The sequence below is a fragment of the Streptomyces sp. NPDC017225 genome, from assembly GCF_044331465.1.
In the GTDB taxonomy this organism is placed as follows: Bacteria; Actinomycetota; Actinomycetes; order Streptomycetales; family Streptomycetaceae; genus Streptomyces.
In genome coordinates this window covers 326,158-342,126 of record NZ_JBIRNE010000003.1, presented here as the reverse complement: position 1 = coordinate 342,126, position 15,969 = coordinate 326,158, and the positions used below count along the sequence as shown (strand labels likewise).

General features: G+C 72.0%; 12 protein-coding genes. 4 read left to right on the top strand and 8 right to left on the bottom strand.

Going from position 1 to position 15,969, the window contains the following annotated elements; genetic code table 11:
* Nucleotides 1-150 precede the first annotated feature (150 nt).
* From ACH4NX_RS08755 to ACH4NX_RS08745, 3 genes are read right to left on the bottom strand one after another with little or no spacing between them, the layout of a single operon-like run.
* A complete protein-coding gene (locus ACH4NX_RS08755; protein WP_351392473.1) occupies nucleotides 151-792 on the bottom strand; it encodes an LUD domain-containing protein in 642 nt (213 codons plus the stop codon).
* Nucleotides 789-2,378 carry a lactate utilization protein B gene (locus ACH4NX_RS08750; protein ID WP_351392470.1) on the bottom strand — a complete coding sequence of 530 codons (1,590 nt, stop codon included), beginning with the start codon at nucleotides 2,376-2,378 and terminating at the stop codon, nucleotides 789-791. Before ACH4NX_RS08750 ends, ACH4NX_RS08755 begins: the two co-directional genes overlap by 4 nt.
* Nucleotides 2,375-3,142, bottom strand: coding sequence for a (Fe-S)-binding protein (locus ACH4NX_RS08745; RefSeq protein ID WP_351392467.1), 768 nt, complete (start codon nucleotides 3,140-3,142; stop codon nucleotides 2,375-2,377). Before ACH4NX_RS08745 ends, ACH4NX_RS08750 begins: the two co-directional genes overlap by 4 nt.
* Before the next feature lie 196 nt (nucleotides 3,143-3,338).
* On the opposite strand from ACH4NX_RS08745, the gene ACH4NX_RS08740 reads away from it, so the two are divergent.
* A complete protein-coding gene (locus ACH4NX_RS08740) occupies nucleotides 3,339-3,467 on the top strand; it encodes a hypothetical protein (protein ID WP_398127767.1) in 129 nt (42 codons plus the stop codon).
* Between the two features lie 44 nt (nucleotides 3,468-3,511).
* On the opposite strand, the gene ACH4NX_RS08735 is transcribed toward ACH4NX_RS08740, so the two are convergent.
* Nucleotides 3,512-4,231 carry an FCD domain-containing protein gene (locus tag ACH4NX_RS08735; RefSeq protein ID WP_351392461.1) on the bottom strand — a complete coding sequence of 240 codons (720 nt, stop codon included), beginning with the start codon at nucleotides 4,229-4,231 and terminating at the stop codon, nucleotides 3,512-3,514.
* 285 nt (nucleotides 4,232-4,516) lie between these two features.
* Between ACH4NX_RS08735 and pulA the strand changes: the two genes are divergently transcribed.
* Both pulA and ACH4NX_RS08725 read left to right on the top strand, forming a co-directional pair.
* Complete coding sequence (gene pulA, locus ACH4NX_RS08730) at nucleotides 4,517-9,934, top strand: pullulanase-type alpha-1,6-glucosidase (protein WP_398127766.1); 5,418 nt, start codon at nucleotides 4,517-4,519, stop codon at nucleotides 9,932-9,934.
* Nucleotides 9,935-9,988: 54 nt separating this feature from the next.
* Nucleotides 9,989-10,342 carry an isomerase gene (locus ACH4NX_RS08725; protein ID WP_351392455.1) on the top strand — a complete coding sequence of 118 codons (354 nt, stop codon included), beginning with the start codon at nucleotides 9,989-9,991 and terminating at the stop codon, nucleotides 10,340-10,342.
* Here the strand turns inward: ACH4NX_RS08725 and ACH4NX_RS08720 are convergent.
* The 3 genes from ACH4NX_RS08720 to ACH4NX_RS08710 are packed head-to-tail and all read right to left on the bottom strand — an operon-like array spanning nucleotide 10,339 to nucleotide 13,577.
* Nucleotides 10,339-11,034 (bottom strand): TetR/AcrR family transcriptional regulator, encoded by a 696-nt coding sequence (locus tag ACH4NX_RS08720; RefSeq protein ID WP_351392452.1) that lies wholly within the window; start codon nucleotides 11,032-11,034, stop codon nucleotides 10,339-10,341. The genes ACH4NX_RS08725 and ACH4NX_RS08720 overlap by 4 nt on opposite strands.
* Nucleotides 11,035-11,091: 57 nt before the next feature.
* Nucleotides 11,092-13,023, bottom strand: a complete 1,932-nt coding sequence (locus ACH4NX_RS08715; protein WP_398127765.1) for a hypothetical protein — start codon at nucleotides 13,021-13,023, stop codon at nucleotides 11,092-11,094.
* A gap of 44 nt (nucleotides 13,024-13,067) precedes the next feature.
* On the bottom strand, nucleotides 13,068-13,577 hold the full coding sequence (locus tag ACH4NX_RS08710) for a tetratricopeptide repeat protein (RefSeq protein ID WP_398127764.1): 510 nt from the start codon (nucleotides 13,575-13,577) through the stop codon (nucleotides 13,068-13,070).
* A gap of 135 nt (nucleotides 13,578-13,712) precedes the next feature.
* Here ACH4NX_RS08710 and ACH4NX_RS08705 point away from each other — a divergent pair, with 135 nt between their 5' ends.
* Nucleotides 13,713-14,156: a hypothetical protein gene (locus ACH4NX_RS08705; RefSeq protein ID WP_398127763.1), complete on the top strand. Its 444-nt coding sequence runs from the start codon at nucleotides 13,713-13,715 to the stop codon at nucleotides 14,154-14,156.
* 78 nt (nucleotides 14,157-14,234) lie between these two features.
* Here the strand turns inward: ACH4NX_RS08705 and ACH4NX_RS08700 are convergent, their stop codons facing one another.
* On the bottom strand, nucleotides 14,235-15,716 hold the full coding sequence (locus ACH4NX_RS08700; protein WP_398127762.1) for a DUF1996 domain-containing protein: 1,482 nt from the start codon (nucleotides 15,714-15,716) through the stop codon (nucleotides 14,235-14,237).
* Nucleotides 15,717-15,969: the final 253 nt, after the last annotated feature.

Here is a 15,969-nt window from a genome sequence, read left to right as displayed (position 1 = left end):
TCCGTCCGGGGCGGCCCCTCGCCGTCCGGGGCGGCCCCTCGCCGTCCGGGGCGGCCCCTCGCCGTCCGGGGCGGCCCCTCGCCGTCCGGGGCGGCCCCTCGCCGTCCGGGGCGGCCGCATGCCGTCCGTGTGCGTGGCCGCCTGCCCGCCTCACACGTCGGTGCGGATCACCACCTCCAGGGTGCGCGGGCCGTGCACGCCCTCGACGCGCTCCAGCTCGATGTCGGAGGTGGCCGACGGGCCGCTGATCAGCGTCGTCGGACGCTCCGGCACCAGCCGGGCCACCGCCTCCGGCACACCGACCGTCACCGACGACAGGTCGACGACGCACACATGCAGGTCGGGGACGAGTGACAGCGCGCGGCGGCCCTGGTCGGACGAGCCGTCCAGGAAGATCGTGCCGGTCTCCGCGCAACTGACGGCGGAGGCGGTCACCACCGCGTCCAGCGCGTCGAGCGCGGGGGCCGGGATGTCCGCCGAGTCCTTTCGGACCTCACCGTCGTAGGCGCCCAGCCAGGCCGGATCGAGCCCGGCCGGCACCCCGACCTTCCGGGCCCCGCGCTCGCGCAGCACCTCGGCGACGACCGCCGCGGTGCGGTCGGCCGTGCACGGGTGCACCCGCGCCTTGTAGTCGACCAGCCGGTCCGTGAACAGGGCGAGCCGATCCCCGTCGGGCAGGGTGCGGCCGGTGCGGTAGGCGCGGGGGACGTCCACCTCGGGTGCGCGGGAGAGGGCCAGGGCGTCCCGGACCCGTCCGAGCACCGTCTCGCGTGCGGTCACCGGTTCCGTCACCGTTCCTCCTCGGGGTCGTGGCGGCCGTCGGAGCCGCCGGGGACGTCGGGGGCCGCCTCGCTCCGCCGGGTCCTGACGCCCTCCTCGGCTGCCGCCCGCAGCGTGGCCGCGCCCTCGGCGGAGGCCAGCCAGGAGCGGAAGGTCCGCTTGGGCGGGGCCGGGGTGTCCCGGCTGTCGCTCCAGCCGTCGAACGGCGGCGGGAGGTGCGAGAACGTGCCGTCCCGCCCGGCCAGTACGCGGCCCGCTCCCGCGGCCTTCTGCGCGGCGGTGTACAGCTTCGGCCGCTTCATGACCGTGGCCGCGGCCTTCATCGCCAGCTTCTCCGCCGTCACCCCGGACTGCTCGGTGTGCTGGTGGCGCAGCTCGACCAGGAGCGACGGGATGTCGATCTTCACCGGGCAGGCGTCGAAGCACGCACCGCACAGGCTGGAGGCGTACGGCAGTGAGCTGTTGGGGTCGTCCTTGGCGGCGTGCATCCCGGCGAGCTGCGGGGTGAGCACCGCGCCGATCGGCCCCGGGTAGGTCGAACCGTAGGCGTGGCCGCCGGCCCGCTCGTACACGGGGCAGACGTTGAGACAGGCCGAGCAGCGGATGCAGTTGAGGGCCTCGCGCCCGATCCGGTCCGCGAGCGCGGCGGTGCGTCCGTTGTCGAGCAGCACCAGGTGGAACTCCCGCGGCCCGTCGCCCGGGGTGACCCCCGTCCACATCGAGGTGTACGGGTTCATCCGCTCACCGGTCGACGAGCGCGGCAGCAACTGCAGGAACACCTCCAGGTCCTGGTAGCGGGGCAGGACCTTCTCGATGCCCATGACGGTGATCAGGGTGCGCGGCATGGTCAGGCACATCCGGCCGTTGCCCTCGGACTCGACCACCGACAGGGTGCCGGTCTCGGCGATCCCGAAGTTGGCGCCGGAGACCGCCACCGGGGTCGTCATGAACTTCTCGCGCAGATACGCCCGTGCCGCCGCCGCCAGGTGGGCGGGGACTGAGTCGAGGTCCGGGGCGACCCCCGGGATCTCCCGCCGGAAGATGTCGCGGATCTCGTCGCGGTTGCGGTGGATCGCCGGGACCAGGATGTGCGAGGGCTTGTCGTGGGCGAGCTGCACGATCAGCTCGGCCAGGTCGGTCTCGTACGCGGTGATGCCCTGGTCCTCCAGGTGCTCGTTGAGCCCGATCTCCTGGGTGGCCATCGACTTGACCTTGATGACCTCGTCGCTGCCGGTCTCCCTGACCAGCCGGGTGACGATCTCGTTGGCCTCGACGCCGTCGCGCGCCCAGTGGACGGTGCCGCCGTGCTCGGTGACCTTCCGCTCCAGCTGTTCCAGCAGCTCGGGCAGCCGGTTCATGGTGTCCGTCTTGATCGCCGAACCGGCGTCGCGCAGCCGCTCCCAGTCGGGCAGTTCGCCGGTGACGGAGAGCCGCTTGGCGCGGATGGTGCGGGTGGCCTTGCCGAGGTTGCGGCGCAGCTGCTCGTTGCGCAGCTCGCCGCGGGCGGCCTCGGGGAACTTCCGGTCGCCGCGCAGGTTGCCCGTCCCGTACGGGGAGCGGGGCGGGGCGGCGGGCATGCCGAGGAAGGTGCTGCTCATCGGGCGGCCTCCGTCAGGGCGTACGGCGAGGTGCGGGTCGCGGCGAGGATCTGTGCCAGGTGCAGGGTGCGGGTACCGGCCTTGACGCGGGACAGCCCGCCGCCGATGTGCATCAGGCAGGACGCGTCGCCGGCCGTGCACACGTCGGCCCCGGTGCCGGTGACGTGGCGCATCTTGTCCTGGAGCATCGCGGAGGAGGTCTCGCCGTTCTTGACCGCGAAGGTGCCGCCGAACCCGCAGCAGGCGTCGGCCTCGGGCAGCTCCACCAGGTCGATGCCGTCGACCGCGCGCAGCAGCCGCAGCGGCTTCTCGCCGACCCGCAGCATCCGCAGCGAGTGGCAGGTGGGGTGGTACGTCACCCGGTGCGGGAAGTAGGCGCCGACGTCCGTCACGTCCAGTACGTCGACGAGGAACTCCGAGAGCTCGTACGTCTTGGTCTTCACGGCCGCGACCCCGGCGCGCAGCGCCGCGTCCCCGTACCGCGCGGCGACGATCTCGTGCTGGTGGCGGACCGAGCCCGCGCACGAGCCGGAGGGCATGACCACCGCCTCGATCGACGGGTCGCCGAACTGCTCGGCGAAGCCCCGCACCAGAGGGACCGGTTCGCGCTGGTAGCCGGTGTTGACGTGCATCTGACCGCAGCAGGTCTGCTCCGGCGGAAACACCACGTCGTGCCCCAGGCGGGCCAGCAGTACCGCGGTGGATTTCACCGCCTCGGGGAAGAGCGTGTCTCCCAGACAGGTGGCGAAGAGTCCGATGCGCATGGGATCTCCTCGATCGTCGATGTGGTCGGACCATACTAGCCACGGTCCAAACATGGAAGGAGGATTCTTTGGTCGGACCTTATTGGGGTGACGTCTCGAGTGGGATCAAGCGCGGAGTCCCGGGGCGCTCACACCCGGGACCGGAATGCTTCCCACGACATCGCCACCCGCGGCGAGACCGTGTGGAACGCGGGGCGTGAGTCACGCGTCCCTGAGACGCGTCCTGCTGGGCAAGGCCGCCGGATACAGCGTCGTGACGCCGGCCGTCCTGGGCGTTCTGGTCTGTCCGCAGTCGCTGCCGGCGCTGTCCTGGATGCTGCCGTGACCGCACCGGCCGTCAGGGCCTGCTCCGAGTCCGGGAGCGGGCCTCTAACCGTTGACCAGCGTGCCGTGGAAGCCGCGGATGTGTTTCTCGGCCAGGTCGGCGGCCTTTCCGCCCTCGCCCGCACGCACCAGTCGCAGCAGCTCGGTGTGCTGGGCGTTCAGCGAGGCCGCCGTGGCGGGCCAGTCCTCGGCCGCTTCCAGGGCCCGCAGGATCAGCGGGCGCACCGACTCGCGCACGGCCGAGGTGAGGGTGGAGGTGAGCTGGTTGCCGGAACCGCGGGCGATCTGGACGTGGAACCGGGTGTCGAGGTCGTTGAACTCGGGCACCTTCACATCCGGCGCGCCCATGCTCGCGACGAGTGCCTCCGCCTCGTCGAGGTCCTCCGCCGAGGCGTGCTCCGCGGCCGCCTCGAAGCTGGAACGTTCGAGCACCACGCGGGCCTCCAGCACGTCTTCCAGGCCATAGCTGCCCAGGGCGAAGTGCAGGCGCAGCAGCCGGCCGAGCGCGTCGTCGGGGTTGCGCACGATCCGCGCGCCGGCGTCGGGCCCGCGGCCCACCTGCGCGACCAGCACCCCGATCGTCTCCAGCACCCGCAGCGCCTCGCGCAGCGCGGACCGGCTGACACCGAGGACGGGCGCCAGCTCGCGCTCCGGCGGCAGCCGGTCCCCGGCCTTGAGCTCCCCGGCCAGGACCCGGTCCTCGATGCTCCGGAGCACGAGCTCGTGGGTGCGGGACTGCCGCACGGGTTGCCACTCGACAGGCATCCGCCACTCCCTCGCTCGCCCGGACGGTCCTCGGCTCAACTATGTCACACAACGCATGTGGTCTGACCAAAGCGTCCGGGATGCCCCTCTCGTCCGCGGGCACCGCGCTCGCCCGGCGCGCGGGCAAGTCCGGCTGCCGGGCGGGGGTGTGGGGGGAGAGCATGGGCAAGGGGCGTGAAAATTCTTTCTGTTGCTTTCATGGACCTTGCCGCAACTCTTGCGGCAGCGCTACGGTCTCGCCGGGGTCGGACCCGATCGAGCCGTAGTCGCAAGGAGTTCACGCCTGTGATACCGAGATGGCCGGTGCCTGTCGCGCGCCGCACCGTACGAGCGAGACGGGTCGCGGCCGTCACCGTGACCGCGCTCGCCGCAGCCCTCCTCCCGCCCCTCGCCGCGCGGGCCGACGCCCCGCCCGCGCCACCGTCCGACGCGAAGCTGGCGAAGGCCGACGCCCGCCACGACCTCACCCGCGAGCAGTTCTACTTCGTCCTGCCGGACCGTTTCGCCAACGGCGACACCCGCAACGACAGGGGCGGCCTGACCGGCACCCGGCTCGCCACCGGCTACGACCCCACCGACAAGGGCTTCTACCAGGGCGGCGACCTCAAGGGCCTGACCCGGAAGCTCGACTACATCAAGGGCCTGGGCACCACCGCCATCTGGATGGCGCCCATCTTCAAGAACCAGCCCGTCCAGGGCACCGGTGAGAACGCCTCCGCCGGCTACCACGGCTACTGGATCACCGACTTCACCCAGGTCGACCCGCACTTCGGCACCAACCAGGACCTCGAGAACCTCATCGACAAGGCCCACGCCAAGGGCATGAAGGTCTTCTTCGACGTCATCACCAACCACACCGCCGACGTCGTCGACTACGAGGAGAAGTCCTACGACTACCTCTCCAAGGGCGCCTTCCCGTACCTGACCGAGGACGGCGAGCCCTTCGACGACGCCGACTACGCGGAGGGCGACCGCCGGTTCCCCCGCGTGGACGCCGGCTCCTTCCCGCGCACGCCGGTCGTCCCGGCGGCGAAGAAGGACCTCAAGGTCCCGAAGTGGCTCAACGACCCGGAGATGTACCACAACCGCGGCGACTCCACCTGGGCCGGCGAGTCCGCCACCTACGGCGACTTCTCCGGCCTCGACGACCTGTGGACCGAACGGCCCGAGGTCGTCGACGGCATGGAGAAGATCTACCAGCGGTGGGTCAGGGACTTCGACATCGACGGCTTCCGGATCGACACCGTGAAACACGTCGACATGGAGTTCTGGACGCAGTGGGCGACCGCGCTCGACGCCTACGCGGCGAAGAAGGGCCGGGACGACTTCTTCATGTTCGGCGAGGTCTACTCCGCCGACACCGCCGTCACCTCCCCGTACGTCACCCAGGGCCGCCTGGACTCCACGCTGGACTTCCCCTTCCAGGACGCGGCCCGCGCCTACGCCTCCCAGGGCGGCAGCGCCGGGAAGCTGGCGGCCGTCTTCGGTGACGACTGGAAGTACACGACCGACAAGGCCAACGCGTACGAGCAGGTCACCTTCCTCGGCAACCACGACATGGGCCGCTTCGGCACCTTCCTGAAGCAGGACGCCCCCCGGGCGACCGACGCCGAACTGCTGAAGAAGGCGCGGCTCGCCAACGAGCTGATGTTCCTCAACCGGGGCAACCCCGTCGTCTACTACGGCGACGAGCAGGGCTTCACCGGCGCGGGCGGTGACAAGGACGCCCGCCAGACCATGTTCGCCTCCCGCACCGCCGACTACCTGGACGACGACCAGCTCGGCACCGACCGCACCCACGCCGACGACGCCTACGACACGAGAGCACCGCTCTACCAGCAGATCAGTGCTCTCGCGAAGCTCCGCAAGGCCCACCCGGCCCTCGCCGACGGAATCCAGACCGAGCGTTACGCGGCCGACGGCGCCGGTGTCTACGCCGTCTCCCGCACCGACGCCGAGAGCGGCACCGAGTACGTCGTCGCCTTCAACAACGCCGACGACGCCCAGAAGGCCACCTTCGCCACCGGCTCGGCCGGCATGACCTTCCGCGGCATCTACGGCACCGACGACGACGTGAGGTCCGGCGCCGACAAGAAGGTCACCGTCACCGTGCCCGCGGGGTCGTCCGTCGTCCTCAAGGCCGCCGGCCCGCTCGCCGAGCCCGCGACCGAGCCGACGGTCACCCTCACCGCACCCGAGCCCGGCGCCACCGGCACCGTCGAGCTGACCGCCGACGTCGACGGCGGCGGGCTGAACCGCGTCGTCTTCGCCGCCCGGACCGGCGACGGCGAGTGGCGCACCCTCGGCTCCGCCGACCACGCCCCCTACAAGGTCACCCACACCGTCGCCGAGGACGTCCCGGCCGGCACCGCCCTGCGCTACAAGGCGGTCGTCGTCGACTCGGCGGGCCGTACCGCGAGCGCCACGGCCGCATCCACGACCGGCACCCCGCCCGTCGAACAGCCGCCCACCGCCGCCTCCCGCGACTACGCGATCGTCCACTACGAGCGGGAGGACGGGAACTACGACGACTGGGGCCTGTACGCCTGGGGAGACCTCGCCGACGGCGAGGCGACCACCTGGCCCGACAGCCACCCCTTCACCGGCCGCGACGCCTACGGCGCCTTCGCCCGCGTCAAGCTCAAGCCCGGCGCGACCAACGTGAACTTCCTCGTCGTCGACAAGGACGGCGACAAGGACGTCACCGCCGACCGCGCCATCGACGTCACCCGGACGGGCGAGGTGTGGATCGAGCAGGGCAAGGAGCAGGTCACCACGGAGCGGCCCGACTACCCCGCCCAGGACACCGGCAAGGCGGTCCTGCACTACCACCGCGCCGACGGGAACTACGACGGCTGGGGCCTGCACGTCTGGGGCGACGCCGCGCACCCCACCGACTGGTCGAAGCCGCTGATGCCGGTGAAGACCGACCCCTACGGCGCGGTCTTCGAGGTACCGCTCACCGAGGGTGCCGGCTCCCTCGGCTACATCGTCCACAAGGGCGACGAGAAGGACCTCCCCACCGACCAGGCCCTGGACCTCAAGGCCGACGGTCACGAGGTGTGGCTGGTGAGCGGCGAGGAGAAGTACCTGCTGCCGCAGCCGGCCGGCTCGGCGGCGGCCGTCGACCTCACCACCTCCAAGGCCGTCTGGATCGACCGGAACACCGTCGCCTGGAACGGCTCCGAGGGCGCCGCCTCCACCCAGCTCCTCGCCTCCCGCAGCGGCTCGGTCGAGGCCGAGGACGCGACGCTGACCACCGGCGACGACACCGGCTGGCTCCGCCTCGCCAAGACCACCCTCACCGACGCACAGAAGGAGAAGTTCCCGCACCTGGGCGAGTACACCGCCTGGTCCGTCGACCCACGCGACCGCGACCGGGTCCGTGAGGCCCTGCGCGGCCAGGTCGTCGCCTCCCAGCGCGCCGCCAACGGGGCCGTGCTCGCGGCGACCGGCGTGCAGATCGGCGGCGTCCTGGACGACCTCTACGCGGCCGACGCGACCAGGGCCGCCCTCGGGCCGGCCTTCCGCCACGGCCGGCCCACGCTCTCCGTGTGGGCGCCGACCGCGCGGAGCGCACGGCTGGAGATCGGCGACCGCACCGTCCGCATGCGGCGCGACGACGACACCGGCGTCTGGTCCGCCACCGGCCCGAAGTCCTGGAAGGGCAAGGCCTACCGCTACGTCGTCCAGGTGTGGGCGCCCGAGGCCGGCGAGGTCGTCACCAACAAGGTCACCGACCCGTACTCGCTCGCCCTGACCACCGACTCGAAGCGCAGCCTCGTCGTCGACCTGGACGACCGCTCCCTCGCCCCGCGCGGCTGGGACCGCTACGAGAAGCCCGAGGCGGTACCGCTGCGGGACGCCCAGATCCAGGAGCTGCACATCCGCGACTTCTCCGTCGCGGACCGGACGGCGGACCCGGACCACCGGGGCACCTACCTCGCCTTCACCGACAAGAGGAGCGACGGCTCCCGGCACCTGCGCGAGCTGGCAGAGGCGGGCACCTCGTACGTCCACCTCCTGCCCGCCTTCGACATCGCCACCATCCCCGAGAGGAAGTCCGACCAGGCCACCGTCGACTGCGACCTCGCCGCGCTGCCGGCCGACTCCGGCAAGCAGCAGGAGTGCGTCGCGAAGGCCGCCGCCAAGGACGCCTACAACTGGGGCTACGACCCGTACCACTACACGGTCCCCGAAGGCTCCTACGCCACCGACCCGGACGGCACCGCCCGCACGGTCGAGTTCCGCGAGATGGTCAAGGCACTGAACGACGACGGCCTGCGGGTCGTCATGGACGTCGTCTACAACCACACGGCCGCCGCCGGACAGGCGAAGACCAGCGTCCTGGACCGGATCGTGCCCGGCTACTACCAGCGGCTCCTCGCCGACGGCTCGGTGGCGAACAGCACCTGCTGCGCGGGCACCGCCACCGAGAACGCCATGATGGGCAAGCTCGTCGTCGACTCGGTCGTCACCTGGGCGAAGGAGTACAAGGTCGACGGCTTCCGCTTCGACCTCATGGGCCACCACCCGAAGGCCAACATCCTCGCGGTCAGGAAGGCCCTCGACGCGCTCACCCTCAAGAAGGACGGCGTCGACGGCAAGAAGATCATCCTGTACGGCGAGGGCTGGAACTTCGGTGAGATCGCCGACGACGCCCGCTTCACGCAGGCCACCCAGAAGAACATGGCCGGCACCGGCATCGCGACCTTCTCCGACCGCGCCCGCGACGCCGTGCGCGGCGGCGGCCCCTTCGACGCGGACCCCGGCGTCCAGGGCTTCGCCTCCGGCCTGTACACCGACCCCAACCCCGCCGCGGACAACGGCACCCCGGCCGAGCAGAAGGCCCGCCTGCTGCACTACCAGGACCTGATCAAGGTCGGTCTGACCGGCAACCTCGCCGGCTACACCTTCACGGACACCGACGGCAAGGAGGTCAAGGGCTCCGAGGTCGACTACAACGGCGCCCCCGCCGGATACGCCGAGAACCCGGGCGACGCCCTCGCCTACGCCGACGCCCACGACAACGAGACGCTCTTCGACGCGCTCGCCTTCAAGCTGCCGAAGGAGACGTCCGCCGACGACCGGGCCCGCATGCAGGTCCTCGCCATGGCGACCGCCGCCCTCTCCCAGGGACCGGCGCTCTCCCAGGCCGGCACCGACCTGCTGCGCTCCAAGTCGCTCGACCGCAACTCCTACGACAGCGGCGACTGGTTCAACGCCATCCACTGGAGGTGCGCCGACGGCAACGGCTTCGGCCGCGGGCTGCCACCGGCCGCCGACAACCAGGACAAGTGGCCGTACGCGGGGCCTCTGCTGGGCTCGGTGAAGGCCGGCTGCCCGCAGATCACGGGCGCCTCGGCGGCGTACCAGGACCTGCTGAGGATCCGTACGACCGAGAAGGCGTTCTCCCTCGAAACGGCCGAGCGGGTGCAGTCCCGGCTCTCCTTCCCGCTGTCCGGCAAGGACGAGACGCCCGGCGTGATCACCATGACCCTCGGTGACCTGGTCGTCGTCTTCAACGCCACGCCGGAGCGGCAGGAGCAGCGCGTCGCCGCGTTCGCCGGGACGGACTACGGTCTGCACCCCGTGCAGGCGTCGGGCGGGGACGCGACCGTGAAGTCCTCGTCGTACGCGAAGGGGTCCGGCACGTTCACCGTTCCGGCGCGCACGGTCGCCGTGTTCACCACGTCCGGCTGACCCCGTAAGGAGCTGCGGTTAGTGTGAGCCCTTCTGACCTGGACAGGAGGGCTCATGCCGCACATCCTCGTTACCCGCACCGGAGGCGACGAAGTCGACTGGGAGGGCCTGGCGACCGCGCTGAACAGAGCGGCCGTCGAGAAGGCGGGCGCTCGACTGGAGGCGTGCAAGACACAGGTCGTGCGCGGCGAATACACCTCGGTCGGCGACGACACCAGCCCCGACCACGTCTTCGCGCATGTCACGTTCGGCCTGCTCGCGGGACGCAGCGACGAGACGAAGGCGCAGCTCACCGAGGCGGCGGTGGACCTCATGCGTACCTTCATAGGGCCGGAGGACGGCCGCCGGGCGTATGTCTCCGCCGAGGTCCGCGACCTCGACCCGTCCTACCGCAAGGCCGAGTTCTAGTCCCTGGACGCCAGTGAGACCAGCCGGGTGACGAGGTCGGTGAACGGCCCGTCGCCCGGCTCGTCCCCGAACAGGCCGCCCAGCAGCGCCGCGAGTTCCTCGTCGCGGGCCGCGGCGACGGCGGCCAGCGCGGCGAAGTCCTGCACCAGCTGCGTCTCCAGCTCCTCGCGCGGCACACGGCGCCCGTCCAGCCAGATCAGGGCCGACGACTCGGCGAGCGAGATCCAGGAACGGACGACCAGTTCCAGACGAGCGGGCGGATCGGTGACGTCCAGGTGCGAAAGGATCTGGACATACGCGGCCTGCCGTACGGAGTCCACGAGCGCGTCGGCCGTGGACGAACCCACCGCCGGCCCACCGCGCATCAACGCAGAGAAACCGGGGCCGTGCTCGTCGACGAAGTCGAAGTAGCGGCGCATCACCCGCAGCAGCCGCGCGCCCAGCGGACCCTCGCGGGGCTCCACGAACCGGGCCGCCAGATCGTCCGATGCGCGTCGCAACGCGGCCTCGTACAGGCTGAGTTTGCCGGGGAAGTAGTGATAGACCAGCGGTCGCGAGATGCCGGCCGCCGACGCTATCTCGTCGACGGAGACCTCGTCGGGCGAGCGGCGGCCGAAGAGCTCGAGCGCGACGCCTATCAGCTGCTGCCGGCGCTCCTCGACGCCCATTCTGCGGCGTACCCCGGTAGTCATACGAACACCCTACCGATCGAATTCGGCCCCGAACGGACCGGACCGGACATCGGTGTTCTACCGCAGACCGCCGATCGTCCGTCCGTCCTCCAGGGTCCCCCTCAGTTCGGCCCGCGCGCCCTGCTCGGCCTTCGCCGTCAGCAGGTTTCCGTCGGCGGAGCCGCTGATGCCGCCGGTCGCCTCGACCTTCCTCGTGTCCCGGCCGCCGGCGGCGAGCAGGTACCAGTGCCCGCCCTCCGACTTCCACAGCACCCCGGCCAGCACCTGTGGGTCGCGCTCACCGCACGCCGGTACGTCCTGCGCCTTCGCCGCCACCGCGCCCTGCACCCCGCCCGGCGTCCGGAACTGGGCCATCACCCGCGCCCCCTCGCCCCGCCAGGTCTCGGCCCGGGTGCACACCCATTCCCCCGACCCGGTCGAGTCGGGCAGCGGCTGCGTCGCGAACTCCCAGGCGTTCACCGACCGCACGCCCTGCCCGCTCACCGCCCCCAGCGAGCAGGCGTACGGCGCCCAGGTGCCCAGCGCCTGAGCACCGGCGGCGTCCTTCGCCGAGCCGGGACGGCCGGTGGTGAGACGGGCCGGGACCAGCTCGCCGAGGTCGCTCACCAGGCGGGAGTCCGAGCCGTCGGTCAGCTCCAGCACGTTCCAGGACGTGCAGGCACCGGACTGCTGCCGCGCAGGGCCGGCCACCGTCGAGGTCACGCCGTCGGTCAGTGTCAGCTCCCGCGCCCGCGAGTCCGGGTCGGTGAGATCCCGCCAGGCCGCCCGTGTCACCCAGGGCGCCGTCAGATAGCGCACGTTGCCGTCGGCCCGGCCCAGGACCACCGCGTTCGCCTCGGCCCGGCCGGCCCCGTCGGTGCGCGCGAAGTCCAGGGCGGCGCCGGCCGTGCCGTCCTTCGGCTCGGCGTACCTGGCGATGCGCAGACCGTCGTGCAGGATCACCACGCGCGCGCTGTCGACGTTCCCGGCGTACAGCAGCCGCGGCGGGCCGGCCGGGCCGCCGGTCGGCGTGCCCGGTGTCGCCGAGACCCTCACGCTCTCGCCGGGCCGGGCCCAGACGGCGAGGGCGCGGCGCAGCAGCTCCTTGTCGCCGGTGAGGTCACCGCGGGCCGGCCACACCGAGAAGTCGGTGCGCGAGGAGGTCTCCCACGCGGCCGGGGCGGCCTTCGTCAGCCGGGCGGGGTCGAGGGCGGCCTCGGCCGCCGGGTTCTGGGCGTAGGGCGGAGCGGCGGCGCCGTCCGGCCCCCAGCCGTCGCCGGGCAGCCCCAGCAGCGCCCCGCACACCACCAGGGCCGCCCCCGCGACCAGCGCGGCCTTCGTGTGCTGCCGGCGGCGCATCAGGTCGGTCGGCCGGGCCTGCAGCGAGCAGGGGTCGAACTCGGGAGAGTCCAGCAGCGCGTGCCTGCCGGGCACCTCGGCGGCCTCCCGCAGCGCGGCGTCCGCGTCGGCGACCCCGGCGGCCCCGAGCAGCTGCCGCACGTCGGCGTCGGGGAGCTTCTCCAGGCCCCGCAGCACGTACGCCGCCCGGCCCGGCGCGGTCAGGGCGGACAGCCGCTGGTCCAGGGCGAGTTCGTCGGCACCGCCGGAGCGCGGGAAGAGCCGCAGCCCACGTACCTGGGGCAGCAGCGGCGGCAGCTGGGCCCGCTTGGGCCACGCCCGCCGCCGCAGCGGGAGGCCCGCCTCCAGCGCCGTACGGATGACCCGGAGGCGGACCAGGGCGTAGCCGGGGTCGACGTCGTGGCCCGTCGACTGGGCCGGGATCACGGGTGCCGCCGTCCGGCCGCGGGGCAGCGCGCGCTGGGTGAGGGCGTGCGCGGTCAGGACGCGGCGGCTCCGGCCGAGGCCCGGCGGCAGCACCAGATAGGCGAGCCGGACCAGGCGCGGATAGTGCTCGACGAGCGCGGCCTCGGCCTGCGCGACGCCGACGACCGGGTCGGCCGGGGAGGTGGAGGACGGTGCGGGGCGCGGGGCGACATCCTGTGACTGCACGTTCAGCAGAACGAGCGAATCGGTGGATGGTCACCGTGCCCGGGTCAGTCCGCCGGCTCCACCAGCGCCCGCGCGTAGGCGGCCATCGACCGCTGGTAGCGCGGCAGATGGGGCGCGAGGGCGCCGAGCACCAGCGACAGGCCCTCGCGGTCGCGGCCCATGCTCGACAGGCAGAGCGCGAGCACGGCCCGTACGGCGTCGTCCAGCTCGTCCGGCGGCCTCAGCAGCTCGGGCGAGAGCAGCTTGACGCCCTCCTCCGGGTGCCCGGTGTTGCGCAGGGAGCTGGAGAGCTGGATCTTCGCCCGGCGGCCCTTGTAACCGCTGACCTCGCCCAGTCCGCGCGCCAGAGCCTCGCGGTACAGCGGCACGGCCCGGCCGGAGTGGCCCGTGGAGTCCCAGGCGCAGGCCCGCTCGAACAGGCCGAGGGGGCTGTCGGCGGGCAACTCGTCCGCGAGGGCGTCGATCTCCGCGCGGAAGGCGGCGGCGTCCTCCTCGGTGACGCCGTCGAACCTCGCCCACGCGGCGGCCACCCGGTCTTCCCACTCCTGGTCCACGGCGCCACTTTCGCACGGGCGTGCCCCGAAAGGCACCAGGATCGCTGAATACTTCGCGTCCCGGGGCCGTATCGATGACGAGAGCCCTCGCCGGGGCTCCGTGCGGCATGTCGCCACCACGGACCGGAGGAACACATGAGGCCGACCCGAACGATGCTCGCGCTGGCCGCAGCGGTGGCGGTGGTGGCGCTGACGGGCTGCGGCACCGACGGGGACGGCGAGGCGGCCGTGCCCGAGACGGCGACCGGCAGCCTGGAGCACCTGGCCGCCCAGGCGAGGTGCGCCCCGGACATGCAGACCGACGCCGACACCATCCGCCAGGCCATCTGCGAGAACGGTGACGAGAAGTACGTCCTCGCCACCTTCGCCACCGACCGCGGCCAGCGCGAGTGGATCAACACGGCCAAGGACTACGGCGGTCACTACCTCGTCGGCCGCAAGTGGGTCGCCGTCGGCCACCAGGACGTGGTGGCGGACCTGCGCGGCACACTCGGCGGGACCCTGGAGCAGGGCACCCGGCACGACGGCGGCGGCAGCCACGCGCCGGGGCACGGGGGGCACGGAGGACACGGGAGCTGACCCGTACGGGGGGCGAAGGAGAAGGGGGCCGGTGGCGCATACCGCCACCGGCCCCCTCCCACGCGGCCCCCGGGAGGACTACTGGCAGTCCTCGCCGCTGTTGACGCAGTCGACCACCTCGTTCATCAGGTCCTCGTCCATGACGTTGATGAAGTCGTTGTGATCGGTGATCGGCTTGTGCAGCTGCTCCGGGAAGCTGTCCACGGCGTACGGGTTCCGCACCACGCCGTCCTCGACGGTCGGCGTGGGGATGTCGTACACCAGGCGGATCCGCAGCTGGGGGACGGCCTGGAAGCCGTTGGCGCAGCTGCCGTCCTGCTGGACGAACGCCATGTGGTCACGGTGGTTGGCGCTGTCGGTGTTCTGGCCGTCCCAGCAGCTCTGGAAGTTGGCCGTGCGCACCACCTGGCTGCCCTCGGGGCAGAGCGGGTACTTGTCGGTGATCTGCCGGTCCTCGAAGCCGGTGCAGCTCCACGAACTGTTGGCGTTCGCGTCGCCGTTGGTGAAGGACTTGGCGTCACCGGTGATGACGCGCAGGAACCTCGGCATGGCGACCACGTCGCTCCGCTGGTTGCCGACGAACCTCAGCTCGGCCTGGGCCGGCTGAAGGATCCTGCCGATGTTGCCCTCGGCGCCACCGCCCAGGTCGTTCGCGTCGAACTCGTCCGTACCGTCCTGGAGCCGCAGCACCGGCCAGTAGTAGGTGGACCTGTCGCCCTGGTTCTGGCACGAGGTCTCGGCGTTCGCCAGGTCCTCGTCGCTGGAGAAGGCGTCGTTGTCCTGGTTGCCGACGTAGTCGTGCACGTGGTGCGCGCCGTTGTCGACACCCGGGGCGGCGATCAGGTTGTCACTGTTGAAGACGTCGTTCTCGTTGACACCGCAGTCCGAGGTGAAGCTGCCGGTGGAGCCACCGTCGCCGTCGGCGGCCAGGCCGTTCCGGCTGTCGCGGGAGTTCGGCTCGACGTCGGCGATGTCGATGAAGTCGTCGGCCACCGGACCCGCGACGCCGTTGCCGTTGTCGTCCTGGTTCTGGCCGTCGTCCTGACCCTGGCCGTCGCCGCCGTTCTGGCCGTCGCCGTTCTGCGGTTGCTCCGCCGGCCGGCCCTGGCACGGGGCCAGTTCGTCCAGGTTCTCGTCGGCCCGGCCGCCGGCCCGGTCGATCTCCAGCTGGATCCGGTCGATGACCGCCTTCCGGCGGTCCTTGAGCGGGCCGAGGATGGCGTTCTGGACGTACCGCGAGTCACCGGCCTGCGCGCGGCGTGTGGTGGCGAGGCGCTTGTAGGCGTCGGTGATCTGGCTGTCCATCGCGGCGAGTTCGCCGTCGACCTCCCCGCGCGCCCGGTCCGGCACGTCGGAGATCCGCTGGCCGACGTCGGGACAGTCGATCGTCGCGACCTGCGCGGCGGCGGAGCGTGTCCGGTCGTGGGCCCGGTCCTCCTCGTGCGCGGAGGCGTTGAAGTTGGCCCAGAGCAGACCGCCGCCGCCGACCGCCAGGGCCGCCGCCCCGGCGACGACCTTGGTGGCCAGCGGCGTACGGCGTTTTCTCGTGTTGCGTCCCATCAGTCTCCTAGCGAGGGGCCCTCGGCCTCGGTCGAGGGGGGAATCGCTTCCCTGTGCTCTCTGGTGGTCTGTCCTTTGCCCCGCGAAGGGTCGGTTCGGGCTGGACCGCAGCCTCCGGGCCGGCAGCCCGCCGCCTCAGCGGTGGGCGGAGTCACGGGACTCCTCCGACTTCGTCGAGGAGCACCGGGCGTCGAAACGCCCGACCAGAAGGGAGCGGCTCCCTTAACTACGGGAGCCGCTCCAAGGGTGTTCA